Consider the following 16002-nt stretch of genomic DNA (forward strand, 5'->3'; position numbering starts at 1 on the left):
GGGTGTCGTCCGCAGAGGCTATGACTGTTTGGTAAGCAGACGAAGATTGAAAAGCATCCCGGCTACTTGGCTCCCTTAAAAGTGACCTTGATTACTATAGGTGATCAGGGTCGGCTGCGGAGGATAAATGTTGAGCGTGATATATGTCAACCAGCCTCCGCAGAGCCTTTGTATCAAACCGCTCTATTAGGCTGTTTGATCTGGGTCAATGTTTGTTGGTCTGTGCCTGGGGGGGCGGCAAAAGGGTTGACGCTTACTCAGTTTTAGCGGCGGGCAGTCCCGCTGTGTTGAGAAGTTGCTGGTAATCGGCTAGCACCAGTCTGCGACCGTCGATATTGATCAGACCCTGCTGCTGGAATTTGCTGAGTGCGCGGCTGAGGGTCTCTTTTGGTAACCCCAGAAAGTTGGCGATATCATCGCGGCGCATGCTCAGGGTCAGGGTAGGGTGGTCGAAACCTCGACGACGAGTACGCTGCTCCAGGTTGATCAGGAAGGACGATACTCGCTGGTCAACATTCTTGCGCCCCATCAGGGTGGTGAAACTAAGGTGGCTGTGGAAGGTTTCCATACTTAACATCGTAAACAGATTGTTGCGTAGCTCCGGTACCTTCTCGGCATAGTCCATAAGCCGCTGGTAGGGGATTTCGCACACATAGCTCTGTTCGAGTGCGATGGCTCGATAGGGGTAATGCCCGACTGCCATGCCGCTGTAGCCAACCAGCTCGCCACTGAAACTGAAACCACAGACCTTCTCGTTGCTCCGCTCGTCAGGGAGCGTGAGTTTGAAGGCGCCAGCGCTGATGGCATAGATGGCTCGAAACTCCTCCTCCTCTGCAAACAGGGGAGCCCCTGCGGCAACCGGCACGCGACGTTCCAGTAAGCCTTCGATCAGGTTGAATTGTCCCCCGGAAACCTCTACCGGATCGCACAGGGGGAATAGCGCGCAGCGCTCACACTGAACGAATTTTTCTTCGCCGGTGTGGCAGGGTTTTTTAATGCACGGCGATGCAGGGGGTTGGCTCATGAGGCGATCGATTCTTCAGCTGAAAGCGACAATGGTATGACACTCAGTATGCCGAGGTTTTGATAAATATCAAAGTCTGGTGTGCCCGCGACCTGCATCAGGTCACGGGGGAGAGATTGTTGGTGAAAGCTATCGGAGTGCGCCCCACCCGGGTTTCGTGTTCAGGATCAGGGTTGGAGGGCGCTCATGGAGAGGTATTCAGCGGGGATCTCTAGTGGGAATCTCTAGTGGGAGAGTACGGTGCATTTCTCATGGCCTTCCAGCATCGGCTGGATCGCTTCCAGTAGCAGTTTACGCTGTGGAGAGCTTTCCCACATGTGCCAGGACTGAACGTTTGCCCAGTTGATAATTACGAGCCGGTGGTTGGGGTTAGCAACATCTTTAAGGGATTCGCTGGATATAAACCCCGGTGCCTGTACCACACCCGAAATGGTTTTTTTGATTGCCTCCTCATAATGGGGGCCTAATCCTTCTGCAATGTTACGCTCGATTACCACTTTGATCATTGAACTATCCTTACCCATTTAACCGATTGATGTATCGTTTCAGATACTGCTCTTTATAACTGAACTGCTGGTCAACGCAAGTCTTTACCCGCTGGGGTTGCACAAAAAGCAAGCGAATTGCGGCGAAGGTCGTATAGTTTCAGGCGTGCCCGTGTGGGGTTGCTATTTTTGGCTCGGAACCCTTGCTCTGTTAAAATAGTGCCAACTATCCCTGACGGACAATACTGATGTCACACAACCCGACCCACACACTAGATGCCTGCGGATTGCATTGCCCCGAACCGGTTATGCTGTTGCACAATAAGGTTAGGGAGATGGTCGCCGGGGAGGTGTTGGAGGTGATCGCTACCGATCCTTCAACGACTCGGGATATTCCCAAATTCTGCGCCTTTCTTGAGCATGAGTTACTGGGCCAGGAAGAGCGGGAGCAGAAGTACTTTTATTATATTCGTAAGGGTTGATTCTTCGCACCCTCCATCCGGCGCAGGCGGGGTCCCCAGTGAATTTGTCAGACTCGCGAGGGGTAGCGGCGAAAGACCCGCTGCAGGCGCCAGCCCAGCAATAGCGCGGCGATACTCAGTCCCGTCAACAGGCCGATCCAGAAACCGGCGGGCCCCATGGCGTCCGTCATGTGGTTGGTAAGACCCAGGGTGTACCCCAGCGGTAGAGCGATAACCCAGTAGGCGATCAGTACGATCAGCATCGGCATACGGGTATCCTTGTATCCCCGCAAGCTGCTGGCGGCTGCCACCTGAACGGCATCGGGTAGTTGGTAGAGCGCCGCAAACAGCAGTAGGTAGGCGGCAACCTCCAGTACGGCATTGTTATCGCTGTAGAGGGAGACAATTTGCAGGGGAAACAGGATCAATATCGTCGCACTGGTGGCCGACAAAGCCGTGTTAAACCCCAGGCCTGTGAGGGACGCCAGCTTAGCCTGGCGGTAATCGCCGCCACCCACCGCCTGACCGACCCGTATGGTCATCGCCAGACCGACGCTGAGGGGAATCATATAAGTGATGGAGGAGACGTTCAGCGCGATCTGGTGCCCCGCAATCAGCTCCGTGGGCAGGCGCCCGATCAGGAGTGCGATCACGGAAAAAATACTAGCCTCAACAAAAATAGTAATGCCAATGGGGACCCCCAATCGCACCAGCGGCACAATGTTTTGAAATCGGGGCCAGCTTAAGCTGTTGAGGATGGCTGCTGAGCGATGGCGGCTATCGAATAGCAGATAGACGCCCATACAAACCAGCATCAGGCTCGCTGAAAGCGCGGTTGCGTAACCACAGCCAGCGGCCCCCAGCTCGGGAAATCCCCAGGCACCGTAGATAAAGGCATAGTTGGCGGGAATATTGAGCGCAAACCCTGCAAACGCAAACACCATACCCGGTTTGGTCAGGGCACGGCCTTCGCAGTAACAGCTCAGTGCCACGTAAAGTGCCATAAGCGGAAAACCCCAGCTAAAGGCATCCAGGTAGAGGGTGGCTTGCAGCGCTACCGGTTGGGTAACGTCCAGCCATTGAAAGGCGATGTCGGCGCTGCGAACCATCAGCAAGGCCCCGACACCAGCGACGAATGCGATCCACAGGGATTGGTGCACAGTTGTCGCCAGTTGTTGTTGCTTGCCGGCACCGATAAGGTGGGCGACCGTAGGCACCACCGCCATCAATAATCCCCTCATAAACAGGAAGATGGGCAACCAGATGCTGTTGCCCACGGCCACTGCTGCCAGCGTGGTCGCGCTGTAGTTGCCCGCCATCAGGGTGTCGACCAGCCCCATTCCACTGGTTGCAATCTGGGCGGCGATGATGGGGGTGGCAAGGCCGACGAGCTGTTTGAGCTCGGTAGAGACGGCGTTGCTCCGGGAAGCTTCCATGGTGGAATCCGAAAGAGGTCAGGGGGCGCTATCTTAGCGCGACTGTGGCTGTGGTGATATGGTTGCTGGTGTGGAGATTGTCGCCGGTTGCGACAGGGGTCACTCTGGCATAAGCTGCAGCGCTTTAGGGTGTCTGCCCGGATTCAGGATCATCGATTAATGAAAATTATTGCCGACGAGAACATGCCTCTTGTGGAGGATTTTTTCTCCGGGTGGGGTAGCATTGTTCGTGTGCCCGGGCGGGAGATTAACGCCGCACATCTGCACGGGGCCGACCTGCTGTTGGTGCGATCGATAACCCAGGTCGGGCAAACGCTTTTGCAAGATAGTTCGGTGCGGTTCGTGGGGTCGGCAACCATCGGCACCGACCATATTGATCGCGAATGGTTGTCGCAACGTGGGATCGGCTTTAGCGCCGCGCCGGGTTGCAACGCCTTGGCGGTTGTACAGTATGTGCTCTCGGTGCTCGCAACCCTATGCGACTGGCGTCAGTGCACGCTGCCTGAGCTCAGGGTTGGAATTGTCGGTGCCGGAAACGTCGGCGGGCGGCTCTACCGGCAGCTCTCGGCGCTGGGTGTTCGCTGCCGTATTAGCGATCCGTTTCTGGATGACCCTGACCTCCCGCTTTGCCAGCTTGATGAGTTAATGCAGTCATCGGATGTGGTGAGTTTACACACCCCCTTAACCTGCGATGGTCCCCACCCGACCCGGTATTTGCTGGGCAGGGAGCAGTTGGAGCTGCTGCCTGAGGGGGCCTTGTTAATCAATAGCGGTCGTGGCCCGGTGGTGGATCAGGAGGCGCTACTGGCGACTATGAACAGCCGTACTGACTTGAGAGTGGCGCTGGATGTGTGGGAAACCGAGCCGGCAGTCTACATGCCGCTGCTTGAGCGCGTGGATCTGGCAACGCCCCATATTGCCGGTTATAGCCTCGAAGGACGGCTGCGGGGGACAGAGATGGTTTATCACGGGGCCTGTGACCTCTTTAACAAACCGCGCCAGCGGTCACTGCAGCAGTTGATGCCTTCACCGCAACTGGAGCGCCTCGTGTTGCACGGGGGCGAATTGCAAGCCGCTGACGCCGATGCATTGGCGCGCCGCTTGTGCCGTCTACTTTACGACGTGCGCGATGACGATCAGAGGATGCGTAACCACCTTCGCCGTTGCGGAAACGTAGCCGAGGAGTTTGACCGTCTGCGCAAACAGTATCCCGAGCGGCGAGAAAACAGCAGTTTGACCCTCGAACTATCGAACCCCATGGCGGGTTGCGGCGAGGGGCTTTCGAGTTTGGGGTTCAGAGTATTGGCTGGACAGAATTAAAACCGCCACAACGCAAATGGCAACAGAAATGGAGGCTGTAACAGGAGGTGTTATGAAGGGATCGGCAAGAGCATTTCGTTTGGGACTCATTATTAACCCTCTGGCGGGCATCGGTGGTGCTGTGGGGTTAAAGGGGAGCGATGGGCAGGCCATTGTGGAACAGGCATTTGCACTGGGGGCGGTACCCCATGCAGCCGATCGCACTCGTCATGCGCTGGAGGCGGTTGCTCCCTTGCAGGGGCAGCTGACGATTCTGACCTACCCGTTGGAGATGGGTGAGACCCTTGCCCGGGCCATGGGGTTTTCTGTAGAGGTGCTCGGTGAGATCGACAGTGGCCACACTGCGGCCGCCGATACCGAACGCGCCGCGCGGGATCTTCAGGCGGCGGGAGTGGATCTCATTCTTTTTGCCGGCGGGGATGGTACGGCCCGCAATATATGCCACTCGGTGGGGGAAGGGCAGCCGGTATTGGGGGTTCCCGCCGGGGTTAAAATTCACTCCGGTGTTTACGCTGTAACGCCGCAGGCCGCAGGAGAGGTGGTTCGCCAGTTGGTGACCGGTGAGCTGGTAACGATTGCCGAAGCTGAGGTGCGGGATATCGATGAAGATGCCTTTCGCGAGGGCCGCGTTAAGGCCCGCTACTACGGCGACCTTCTAGTGCCCCGGGCACATCAATATCTGCAGCGGGTTAAGCAGGGAGGTCGTGAAGTGGAGGAGTTGGTACTGCAGGATATAGCCGCAGGGTTGATCGAGGAGATGGACCCCGACGCGTTCTATGTGATCGGCCCGGGTACCACTACCCGCGGGTTGATGGAGGAGTTGGGGCTCGACAATACCCTGTTGGGGGTTGATCTGGTCAGGGATCAGCAACTGGTGGCAGTCGATGCCAGTGCCGAACAGTTGCTGGAGCTAACCCGGGGCGCGGAGGTTTATATTGTGGTCACTGCAATTGGCGGTCAGGGGCATATTCTGGGGCGGGGAAATCATCAGATCTCGCCACCGCTGATCCGCCGTGCCGGGCTCGACCATCTCCAGGTGATTGCGACCAAGTCCAAACTCTCCGAACTCGATGGCGCGCCGTTGCAGGTCGATACCGGCGAGCCGGAACTGGATCGGGCGCTGTCGGGCCATATGCGGGTGATAACCGGCTACAAGGACGCCGTGCTCTACCCCGTTGGGCTAAACGTCGAGTAGCAGTCCGCCTGGAATCCGGCTTAATGGATTCCCTGTATTCACGGGAATGAAGGGCAGAGCACCTTTTCTAGCGTTGTACCCTCAACTTCCTCCCCTTAAACCTTCCTTTTTCCTCGTCGTACCCGCGAAGGCGGGTATCCATAGCCACAGGCAGAGCTTTATCAGCGTTAAGCTAACTTTAAGGTAAGGCGAAGAGGTAGGATAAACCCGGGGAGGGTTGCCGGTACGGCCTCCGAAGGAGCGCACCGGCACGGTCGGTTGGTTAGCCCGCAGCTTGTAGCGCAGCGATGCGTTTTTCCAGTGGCGGATGGCTCATAAATAGCTCCGCCATGCTCTTTTTGCCATTGATGCCAAAGGCAACCAGTGAGCCCTCCAGCTGAGGCTCCGCATTGTTACGCAGGCGCTCAAGAGCCGCGATCATCTTGTGACGGCCTGCAAGCTGGGCGCCGCCGATGTCAGCCTTGAATTCACGCTGGCGAGAGAAGTAGGCCACCACCACGCTGGCGAGGATACCAAACAGCATCTCCAGCACGAACACCACGCCCATATAGGCAAACATGCCCAGTCCCTGGCCGTCCTCATCGTTCTGGCTGAGGAAACCGCTGATGATATTGGCGACGATTCGGGCGATAAAGATAACGAAGGTGTTTACAACACCCTGAATCAGCGCCAGCGTGACCATGTCACCGTTGGCAATATGGCTGACTTCGTGGCCCAGCACCGCCTCCGCTTCGTCCTGGTTCATCTTGTTGAGGAGACCGCTACTGACGGCAACCAGGGCATCATCACGCTTCATACCCGTGGCGAAGGCGTTAATGTCGTCAGCCGCATAAATGGCAACTTGGGGCATGCCGATACCGGCTTGTTGCGCCTGTCTGCCAACGGTTTCCAGTAGCCAGCGTTCGGTGGCGTTTTGGGGGGTGGTGATAACCTGAGCGCCGGTCGAGCGCAGCGCCATGGTTTTTGAGAGGGCCAGCGAGATCAGTGAGCCGCCAAAGCCGAATACCGCAGCGATCATCAGCAGGCCACTGGTACTGCGACCATCGATACCCAGTAGGCTCATCACAATGCTCAATACAAGCAGCACGGCCAGGTTGGTGATCAGAAAGAGTCCAATACGCTTCATAGGGTCAACTATCCTTTTTAAAATGTTAGTCAGGTTTTTAAAATATGCGGGTTAACCGTCGCTTTTCAATCCCTGCACTGTAAAGGGTATGCAAAGCCGGAGGTGCATAGGTGCCAGTGTGGCAGGCCTCTCAGGGTGGCAATATTCGTATTTAACGCAATCCTTGGGTGGATTGCGCAATGGAGTTGCTCGGCGGGGTGCCAGGAGCTAGCGGCTAAACAGCTCTAGCAGCAGGCGCCTCAGCGCCAATCCATCTTGTTGGTCCAGGGCGGTACGCAGTTGGTGAGCGAGGGTTCCCTGCTGGATGGCGACGGTTGCTGGCAGCCCTTCAAGGGGGACTAGCGGGGGGGTGACGGGTGCAGCCAGGGCCAGAAAGGCCCGTTCGGCCAATACCGCCTGGCCCAGCCCATCCTGGCGGGACTGGTCCAGGTAGCGCAGGTAGTGTTCGTCGGCTAACCACAGCATGCTACTAAAACACGCGAGGTGGCGGGCGCTGGGTATGCCAAACTCATCGAGCTCGAAGTCACCTATGATCTCATCGACGTAGATATCGCCCTTGCGAGGGAAATACCCGTAGAGTTTAAGTAGAATTCGCGCGCAATCCTGGTAAAAATCCTCGATATGGATGTCTGCCATGGCGTGGTCCTGTGCGGTTGAAAAGCGCTTAAAAGCCAGTAGCCCGAGGGCTATTGGCGGTATGTTTTGAGGAAGTGTCCCAGTCGTTCGATAGCCTGCTCCAAAATATCGACCCGAGGCAGGGTGACGATGCGGAAGTGGTCGGTCGCAGGCCAATTGAAGGCACTACCCTGTACTAGCAGGATCTTCTCCTGGCGTAGCAGGTCGAGCACCATGCGTTGATCGTCGATGATGGGGTATCGCTTGGGGTCGAGCCGAGGGAACAGGTAGAGGGCTCCCTTGGGTTTTACGCAGCTCACTCCCGGAATGTCGTTCAGCATCTCCCAGGCAAGATTGCGCTGTTCCAGCAAGCGGCCGCCGGGTAGCACCAGGTCATTAATGCTCTGGTAACCTCCAAGAGCGGTCTGGATTGCAAACTGGGTAGGAACGTTCGAACACAGGCGCATGGAGGCAAGGATGTCGAGACCTTCGATATAGCTGCTGGCGGGCAATCGGTGTCCGCTTATAGCCATCCAGCCAGAGCGGAAGCCAGCAGCCCGGTAAGACTTCGAAAGGCCGTTGAAGGTGATGATCAACAGGTCGTCGGCCAGCGATGCGAGCGAGGTATGCTCGGTGTCGTCGTATAAAATCCGGTCGTAGATCTCATCGGCGTAAACAATTAATGAATGTTCCCGCGCGATCTGTAGTAGCTCTCGTAACAGTTCAGGTGGATAAACCGCACCCGTTGGGTTATTGGGGTTGATGATGACGATGCCACGGGTTTTGTCGGTGATCTTGCTGCGGATATCGTCAGGGTCCGGATACCAGTCCGATTTTTCGTCGCATAGATAATGAATGGGTTTGCCGCCTGAGAGGCTAACCGAAGCGGTCCATAACGGGTAGTCCGGTGCGGGGATCAGCATCTCGTCCCCGTTGTTGAGCAGGGCTTGCATCGCCATCACGATCAGCTCGCTGACGCCGTTGCCGATATAGATATCCTCGATACCAACGTCCATCACGCCCTTTTTCTGGAAATCCTGCATAACCGCCTTGCGGGCGCTAAACAGTCCTTTGGAGTCGCAGTAGCCTTGCGCCTGGGGAAGGTTATGAATGACGTCCTGGATGATCTCTTCGGGCGCTTCAAAACCGAACGGAGCGGGGTTGCCGATATTGAGTTTGAGGACGCGGTGGCCCTCCTCCTCCAGGCGCTTGGCTTCTTGCAGTACCGGGCCACGAATGTCGTAGCAAACGTTGGCTAACTTCCCAGACTTTCTAATCTCCTTCATACCCCTTTCCGTTTGGCTCCCGTATCAGTGCAGCATGGATATTCGGCCACCGGGTTCGGTGGCGATATTGGAATCTGTTGGTACGTATCATACGGTTTGATCAGGGCAGTTGCATCATTAGTAAGCTGTTAGACCTTGCTGGACTCGACATTAGCGATGGGTTCAGGGCTGTGTTGGGGTTGCATAAATAAATTGTAGGCAATATAGTTGTACGAAATCATAAAGGAAGGCCCTATGAGTAATGATCTTTACGCGGTCACGTGCCGGACAATATCAGGAGAGGAGGTTACGCTGGACTCCTATCGAGACAATGTAATATTGGTCGTAAATACTGCCAGCAAGTGCGGTTTCACCCCCCAGTACAAAGGGTTGGAGGCGTTGCACCAGAAGTATGGTGGTCAAGGGCTGGTCGTGCTGGGCTTTCCCTGCAATCAGTTTCGTGAGCAGGAGCCGGAAGCAGAAGGGGAGATCGCGAGTTTTTGTGAAATGAATTTCGGGGTGAGCTTTCCTCTATTTGCCAAAGTCGATGTCAATGGCGACAATGCGCACCCGCTTTTCGAAATACTGAAACGATCGGCTCCGGGCGTGTTGGGTTCGAAAGGGGTGAAGTGGAATTTCACCAAATTCCTGGTCGCCCCGGGTGGAAAGCAAATTGTACGCTTTGCTCCCATGACCAAGCCGGCTGCGCTGGAATCGGAAGTGGTAGCGATGTTAAACGGGTAAAAGTAAAAGCACAGAGGCGCGCAGGCATAAACTATGAGTACAACCGAACAACTGAAACTCGAAAATCAGCTTTGCTTCGCACTCTATGCCGGTTCAAGGGCGATCACCCGCCTCTACCGTCCATTACTCGAACCTCTGGGGCTCACCTACCCACAGTATCTGGTGTTGTTGGTGCTGTGGGAGCGCCGCCCTCAGGCGATCAATGTTAAAGAGATTGGTGAAAAGCTGTGTCTGGATAGCGGTACGCTGACGCCCCTGCTGAAGCGTCTCGAGCAGTCGGCGCTGATCAAACGCCAGCGTTGTGAGCACGATGAGCGTGCACGGATGATCTCGTTAACTGCCAAGGGAACCTCACTGCGTGTGCAGGCCAGCTGTGTTCCAGGGAAATTGATGGAGGCAGCTCAAATGTCGACCGCTCAGGTTGTGGAGCTCAGGAACCAACTTAAAAGCCTGCTGGAGGCTGTGGAGTCGGCAGGGTAGGGCATCACTACAGGGGATTTCCTCCTGTCATGCCCGCGCCGGTTCTACACCTTGTCATGCCGCGAAGGCGGGCATCCAACCGAGAGTGCATTATGCTGGCAATGGATCTCCGCCTGCGCGGAGATGACGAAAGAGGACTATGTTGCGCTGTTAGCCGCTTCGTGAGCCTTGCTCCATTTATCGATTATCGCCGCCAGGTCCTGCTTTCTAAAGGGCTTGGATATATAGTCGCTCATTCCGGCATCCAGGCACTTTTGCCGATCTTCGCTGAGGGCGTTGGCGGTAAGGGCTATGATGGGGACGTTTTGAACTCCGTTAATTTGGCGCATGCGTCGGGTGGTTTGGTAGCCGTCCATAATCGGCATGTTGCAATCCATAAATATCAGGTCGAACGCTCGCACTCGGCATAGTTCGAGTGCGCGTTTGCCATTGCTGCAGAGAATAACCCTGTGCCCAAGGTGTTCCAGCATGGCTTCGGCGACTTTTTGATTGGTTTCATTGTCCTCCACGAGTAGCATCAGAAGTGAGCTGCTTTCGGGTTCGCTTTCAGTTTCGATATTGTCCGCTTTGTCGCTGAGGCGATAGTCCATAAGCCCTGCCAGCAGTTGAAACAGTTCGTTTCTCTGTAATGGCAGAGTTAATTGGGCTTCGTAGCCACGGGACTTGAGCTCGGGCCCGGCAATCTGGTCTCGCTGCGGAGCCGCGAGAATGATCCTCGCTTCGGGATCCTGTTGGCGGATCAATAGGGCGCTTTCGTCCGATTCAACGATTGCCAGAGTATGGTTCCGCTCAAACTGTGCCTGTTTTACTTTCCCACCAGAGTTATCACCCAGTGAGGTGTGTGGGACCTTCCAATGACTGAGGTGTTTGCCGAGAGAGTCCAGTAAACCGTGTTGGCATAGGCACAACACCGGCTCGATGCACAAGTTTTCAGGGAGTGTGGGCGCTGCAACAAGTTGCTTTCCCTGTGTCAGGGGTAAGGAGGCGCGGAAGGTGCTGCCCTGTCCGGGGCTCGACTCAATCTCCAGCTTGCCGTTCATCGCGTCGGTTAATTTCTGGCACAGGGCAAGCCCCAGTCCAGTGCCGCCGTATTTACGTGTGGTTGCTGTATCGGCCTGGGTAAAAGGTTTAAGAACCTCGTCCAATACGCTGGCATCGATACCGATACCGGTATCATGCACCTCGATAATAACCCGGATGACGTCGTTAGCTTCCGTGGCGAAACCAACACAAAGCTGTACCTCGCCCTGTTCTGTAAATTTGATCGCGTTCGAAAGGAGATTGGTGGCCAGTTGGTGGACGCGCACAGGGTCGCCGGTCACTCGCTCGGGTAGAAGTGGGTCGATATCTACGGAGAGATAGAGAGATTTTTGGGCCGCGTTTTCACTGAGTAGCCTTGCTGCTTGCTCAATGCAGCCGCGCAGATCAAAGTCGATCTGCTCTAACACCATTTTTCCTGAATCAAACTTTGACAGGTCAAGAATGTCATTTAGCAGTTGGGTCAGGATGGTGGCTGAGCTATAGGCAGTTTCCAGCTGCTGTCGTTGCTGGGAGGGAATGTCGCCCTCCAGTGCGAGGCTGACCATACCCAGCACGCCGTTGATGGGGGTGCGTATCTCATGGCTCATGTTAGCAAGAAATATCGAACGTGCATTTGCCATTGACTCGGCATCGCTACGGGCTTTGTCGAGCTGGGCGTTGCTGGAAACCAGCTGACGGTTAGCGCGACTGAGGTCTGCGGTACGCTGTTCAACCACCGACTCCAGCTCACTAAGGTGCTTTTGCAGCCGGTCTTCAGCGGCAAGTCGCCGTTTCAGGTTGGCACGTATGCTACTGACGTGTTCATTGGTAGCCGCCACCAGCACCCCAATCTCATCAGCTTCATGGCCGACAGGGCACGGGATCGGGCTGGCACCGTCTCGCTCCGGATTGCGACGACTGATGGAGTCGATCAGTTTAACCAGCGGCTTGGTTAGCATGGCGTAGAACAGGACCAGCAAGATGATGGAGAGCACAAGGCTGCGAATAAACCCACTGAGCAGGGTGAATCCAGCCCGTTTCAGAAACGCGGAACCAATGGCAAAGGTGTCTACTTCAAGGTGGAGGTAACCCAGTTCTTCGTCGGGGTCGTGGAGCACTTGCAGTTGCTCACGGTACTCCCGGCTGCGGCCGAACAGCAGGTCACTGATCTCACGGTAGCGTGAGTCGGTTTGTTCGCGCTTGGAAAAGGCGAGGGTTGTTCGGGTATTGTCAACGATCTCTGCACTGATAATGATCGGCGATTCCAGCAATCCGGACACCAGCTCCTGGGCCAGCTCGGAATCTATGTTGTACGCAATGCGCGATGCCGGGTTATGGGTGATATCGATGATCGCTTTAACCTGGCTATCGATGGACTGCTTCTCGTTCAGGTAATCGATCGAAATCTGGGCAACGCTCAGCGCCGTCCCGAGCAAAAAAGCTAGAATAACGGTGTTTCTGGCCTGTTTATAGGAGAGGCGATCGCTTAAACGGATATTCATGGGAGCAACGACAGATCAAAGCTAGTCATAGACGTTCTTTTTCTTCCACTCATCCTCCGGTGATGACGCCTCGTCCAGCTTTTGACTCAGTTCATTGTCCTGATCGGCTTGTGCGCGCTGCTCATCCGTCATGCGTGAGCGCTCCTCCTCCTCTTGCAGGTGCTTGATTAGGGCGCGGAGTTTCTGAATCTGCTCGGTATACTGGTTGCTATCGTTATTTTTGGTCAGGTCGGCAGAGGCGCGCATGTAGTGGTGCAACGCCAGCTTGATTTTGCCGTCGCGGCGGGCCTGGGCAGCCATATTTCGCAGGGCATCGTATCCGGTCACTACCAGCAGGTGTTTCAATAACGCGTTGTGTTTTTTTGCATCATTTTTGCTGATTCTTCCTGCCTTAGCGCCCGTTACCAAAACCCGGTGAGCATCCTGTAGCAGGTTTTTGATTTCACTCGCCTGAGCTTCGTTAGTGATCGGGACGGGTTGTGTTGGTGGAGGGGAGGGCGCGGCCATCTCCTCACGGGTTAGCTCTATGCGTTTTTGAACATTAGGCTGCTGCTCTTTGGGTACGAAGGGAAGCATCTGGTTCAATGTGAACAGTTTTTCAGGCAGCAGAAAGGTTAGCAGACCTTTTTGGAGGTAACTGTGGGGAAGGTCGGCCTGAATATAATCGATGCGCCGGATCCGGTCGTTGCCTTCGGCTACTTTGCGCGCACGTTCGAGCTTGGCATTCTCCAGAGCGTGATTGATATAAGCTACGCCGATCAAGCCCAGCACCGCAAATACAATAATGCCACTGATAGCTAAGGGGTCCACTCCGCTGCTCCACTTACGAGTTATGTCTATTTGGAATAATTATTATCGTTAAATTTAACTATAACCGATGGAATTCCACAATTATAGCTGCCCGGGGGTAGGATGACAGTGAGCGTCGGCGCGTCGCGCCTATGCAGGCAATGGATCTCTGCCTGTGCGGAGGTGACTCTTCCTCCTGTCATGCCCGCGAAGGCGGGCATCCATTTGGGTAAGCACGATGCCGGTAGTGGATCTCCGCCTGCGCGGAGATGACACTTTTGAAGTACGGAGATGACCCTTGGTATGCTCGGAGAGGATTCTTCCTTCCTTGTCGTGCCCGCGAAGGCGGGCATCCAGGATAAGGAGAGCAGGGGGGCGATGGGTTGTCTTGCAATCGGGCCCGACAACAGGCGCTGCTGTTGGGCCCGAACGGGTGTTACAGGGAGAAGGCTAGTGGTATTTAACCTCATCCTTGTGGTCCGCACGAATCACGGTACCGGCAGTGCCCTTAATGATATCGAGGGCCTGTTCCAGTGATCCGATTCCACCAATTTTTCCGCCGGAGCGCACAAACGCATTGGCGGCTTCAACTTTGGGCCCCATGGAACCCGCAGCAAACCCGTGCTCTTCCATCTGTTCAGGGGTCGCAGTTTTGATGGTTTTCTGGTCGGGCTTGCCCCAGTTGACCGCTACACCCTCGACATCGGTCAGCACCAGCAGGGCATCCGCTTTGAGGTCGATGGCCAGTACGGTGGAGGCGCGGTCTTTATCGACGACGGCTTCAACGCCTTGCCACTTACCGTTGTCATCCCGGGCGACCGGTACGCCGCCACCACCGGTGCAGATCACCATGGTGCCCGTATCGACCAGCTGCTTGATGGAATTGAGCTCCACGATGGACTTGGGCATCGGGGAGGGGACGACGCGACGGAAAAACTCACCATCGGCTTTCATGAAGTAACCCTTGGTACGGGCCAGCTCCGTAGCCTGCTCCTGGCTATAGATGGGTCCCACAAACTTGTCGGGACTGCTGAACGCGGGGTCCTTGGTGTCGACGACGGTCTGGGTAAAGAGGCCCGCGATATGGGCATCGGGTAATTCGTTGCGAAGCGCCTTCTCGAACTCGTATCCGATCATGCCCTGGGTTTCAGCACCCAGCACATCGAGAGGGTAGTTGCTGACATCTGCGTAGGCTTCGTTCTGCAAAGCCAGGAGTCCCACCTGGGGTCCGTTACCATGGGTCAGGACAACGGTGTGCTCCTTGGCCACCTTGGCAATGGCTTTGGCGGCAATTTCGATGTTGCGCTTTTGGTTTTCAGCTTCCAGAGGCTCGCCCCGCTGCAGGATAGCGTTGCCTCCAAGTGCAATGACGACTAACATTTTGAACTCCTCTCATGAGGGGCGCTGGCTGTCCGTGACCCTTTCAACTTTCGCGGGTAGCCAGCGGTTATCTGCCGTAGATCAGGGATCTTACTGTCCGAGGGTTGCCACCATCACAGCCTTAATGGTGTGCATACGGTTCTCGGCCTGGTCGAACACGATGGACGCAGCAGACTCGAACACCTCGTCGGTGACCTCGAGGCCATCCAGCCCATACTTCTGGAAGATCTCCTCGCCAATGGTGGTTTCACGGTTGTGGAACGCTGGCAGGCAGTGCATGAACTTTACGTTGGGGTTGCCGGTCGCTTCCATGGTTTCCTTATTTACCTGATAGGGAACCAGCTCCTTGATGCGCTCTTCCCAAACAGAGTCAGGCTCACCCATGGATACCCATACGTCGGTATAGAGGAAGTCGGCACCCTTAACGGCCTCTTTCACGTCGGTAGTCAGAGTGATCTTGGCACCGGTGGTTTTGGCGATCTCCTTGGCAACCTGAACCAGCTCAGGAATGGGGCGGCAGTGCTCAGGGGCGGCCATGCGGAAATCCATGCCCATCTTGGCGGCGCCGATCATCAGCGAGTCACCCATATTGTTGCCGCCGTCACCCAGGTAGGTGAAGGTGATGTCGTTGAGCTCCTTGCCGCTGTGCTCCTTCATGGTGAGGAAGTCGGCCAGGATCTGGGTGGGGTGGAACTCGTCGGTCAGGCCGTTCCAGACGGGAACACCGGCGTGCTTGGCCAGGTCTTCAACCACGGTCTGGCCAAAGCCACGATACTCAATACCATCGTACATGCGGCCCAGAACCCGAGCGGTATCCTTCATCGACTCTTTCTTGCCGATCTGGGATCCGGTGGGGCCGAGATAGGTAACATGAGCGCCCTGGTCGTAAGCGGCGACTTCAAACGCGCAGCGGGTACGGGTTGAGGTTTTCTCAAAAATCAAAGCGATGTTCTTGCCGGTAAGGCGCTGAATCTCGTTACCAGAGTATTTGGCAACCTTAAGGTCATCGGAAAGACGAATCAAAAACTGGATCTCACGAGGAGTCAGGTCTTCGAGTTTCAGAAAGTGGCGGTTGCGAAGATTGAAAGCCATGATCAAATTCCTTCTTTAATAGGTAGTGTTATTTCATGCCCCGGTTCAGGTGAACAAGGACAGCGTGA

Annotated in this window: 15 protein-coding genes; 5 read left to right on the forward strand and 10 right to left on the reverse strand. The window is 55.7% G+C overall.

Annotation, left to right across the window (positions count from 1 at the left end):
* Positions 1–253: 253 nt before the first annotated feature.
* Both ACP3PW_RS11520 and ACP3PW_RS11525 read right to left on the reverse strand, forming a co-directional pair.
* Positions 254–1024: a helix-turn-helix domain-containing protein gene (locus ACP3PW_RS11520; RefSeq protein WP_426416842.1), complete on the reverse strand. Its 771-nt coding sequence runs from the start codon at positions 1022–1024 to the stop codon at positions 254–256.
* Positions 1025–1248: 224 nt separating this feature from the next.
* A complete protein-coding gene (locus ACP3PW_RS11525; protein WP_426416843.1) occupies positions 1249–1530 on the reverse strand; it encodes an antibiotic biosynthesis monooxygenase family protein in 282 nt (93 codons plus the stop codon).
* A 227-nt stretch (positions 1531–1757) separates the two neighbouring features.
* Here ACP3PW_RS11525 and tusA point away from each other — a divergent pair, with 227 nt between their 5' ends.
* Positions 1758–1991 carry a sulfurtransferase TusA gene (gene tusA, locus ACP3PW_RS11530; protein WP_426416844.1) on the forward strand — a complete coding sequence of 78 codons (234 nt, stop codon included), beginning with the start codon at positions 1758–1760 and terminating at the stop codon, positions 1989–1991.
* Positions 1992–2038: 47 nt separating this feature from the next.
* Here the strand turns inward: tusA and ACP3PW_RS11535 are convergent, their stop codons facing one another.
* A complete protein-coding gene (locus ACP3PW_RS11535; protein WP_426416845.1) occupies positions 2039–3406 on the reverse strand; it encodes an MATE family efflux transporter in 1368 nt (455 codons plus the stop codon).
* Between the two features lie 159 nt (positions 3407–3565).
* Between ACP3PW_RS11535 and ACP3PW_RS11540 the strand changes: the two genes are divergently transcribed.
* Both ACP3PW_RS11540 and ACP3PW_RS11545 read left to right on the forward strand, forming a co-directional pair.
* Positions 3566–4726, forward strand: coding sequence for a 4-phosphoerythronate dehydrogenase (locus tag ACP3PW_RS11540; protein WP_426416846.1), 1161 nt, complete (start codon positions 3566–3568; stop codon positions 4724–4726).
* A gap of 52 nt (positions 4727–4778) precedes the next feature.
* Positions 4779–5921: an ATP-NAD kinase family protein gene (locus ACP3PW_RS11545; RefSeq protein WP_426416847.1), complete on the forward strand. Its 1143-nt coding sequence runs from the start codon at positions 4779–4781 to the stop codon at positions 5919–5921.
* Positions 5922–6183: 262 nt separating this feature from the next.
* On the opposite strand, the gene htpX is transcribed toward ACP3PW_RS11545, so the two are convergent.
* From htpX to ACP3PW_RS11560, 3 genes are all read right to left on the reverse strand, one after another.
* Positions 6184–7047 (reverse strand): protease HtpX, encoded by an 864-nt coding sequence (gene htpX, locus ACP3PW_RS11550; protein WP_426416848.1) that lies wholly within the window; start codon positions 7045–7047, stop codon positions 6184–6186.
* Between the two features lie 207 nt (positions 7048–7254).
* On the reverse strand, positions 7255–7683 hold the full coding sequence (locus tag ACP3PW_RS11555; protein ID WP_426416849.1) for a hypothetical protein: 429 nt from the start codon (positions 7681–7683) through the stop codon (positions 7255–7257).
* A gap of 50 nt (positions 7684–7733) precedes the next feature.
* Entirely contained in the window at positions 7734–8948 is a 1215-nt protein-coding gene (locus ACP3PW_RS11560) for a pyridoxal phosphate-dependent aminotransferase (RefSeq protein WP_426416850.1), read from the reverse strand.
* Positions 8949–9182: 234 nt separating this feature from the next.
* On the opposite strand from ACP3PW_RS11560, the gene ACP3PW_RS11565 reads away from it, so the two are divergent.
* A complete protein-coding gene (locus tag ACP3PW_RS11565) occupies positions 9183–9671 on the forward strand; it encodes a glutathione peroxidase (RefSeq protein WP_426416851.1) in 489 nt (162 codons plus the stop codon).
* A 33-nt stretch (positions 9672–9704) separates the two neighbouring features.
* Positions 9705–10151 (forward strand): MarR family winged helix-turn-helix transcriptional regulator, encoded by a 447-nt coding sequence (locus ACP3PW_RS11570; RefSeq protein WP_426416852.1) that lies wholly within the window; start codon positions 9705–9707, stop codon positions 10149–10151.
* Positions 10152–10288: 137 nt separating this feature from the next.
* Here ACP3PW_RS11570 and ACP3PW_RS11575 read toward each other — a convergent pair whose 3' ends face one another.
* From ACP3PW_RS11575 to argF, 4 genes are all read right to left on the reverse strand, one after another.
* Positions 10289–12673 (reverse strand): response regulator, encoded by a 2385-nt coding sequence (locus ACP3PW_RS11575; protein ID WP_426416853.1) that lies wholly within the window; start codon positions 12671–12673, stop codon positions 10289–10291.
* Positions 12674–12694: 21 nt separating this feature from the next.
* Positions 12695–13483, reverse strand: coding sequence for a hypothetical protein (locus ACP3PW_RS11580; protein WP_426416854.1), 789 nt, complete (start codon positions 13481–13483; stop codon positions 12695–12697).
* 429 nt (positions 13484–13912) lie between these two features.
* Positions 13913–14842, reverse strand: coding sequence for a carbamate kinase (arcC, locus tag ACP3PW_RS11585; protein WP_426416855.1), 930 nt, complete (start codon positions 14840–14842; stop codon positions 13913–13915).
* Positions 14843–14932: 90 nt separating this feature from the next.
* Entirely contained in the window at positions 14933–15934 is a 1002-nt protein-coding gene (argF, locus tag ACP3PW_RS11590; RefSeq protein ID WP_426416856.1) for an ornithine carbamoyltransferase, read from the reverse strand.
* Between the last annotated feature and the right edge of the window lie 68 nt (positions 15935–16002).

It is taken from the genome of Aestuariirhabdus sp. LZHN29, assembly GCF_049985285.1.
Lineage (GTDB): Bacteria > Pseudomonadota > Gammaproteobacteria > Pseudomonadales > Aestuariirhabdaceae > Aestuariirhabdus.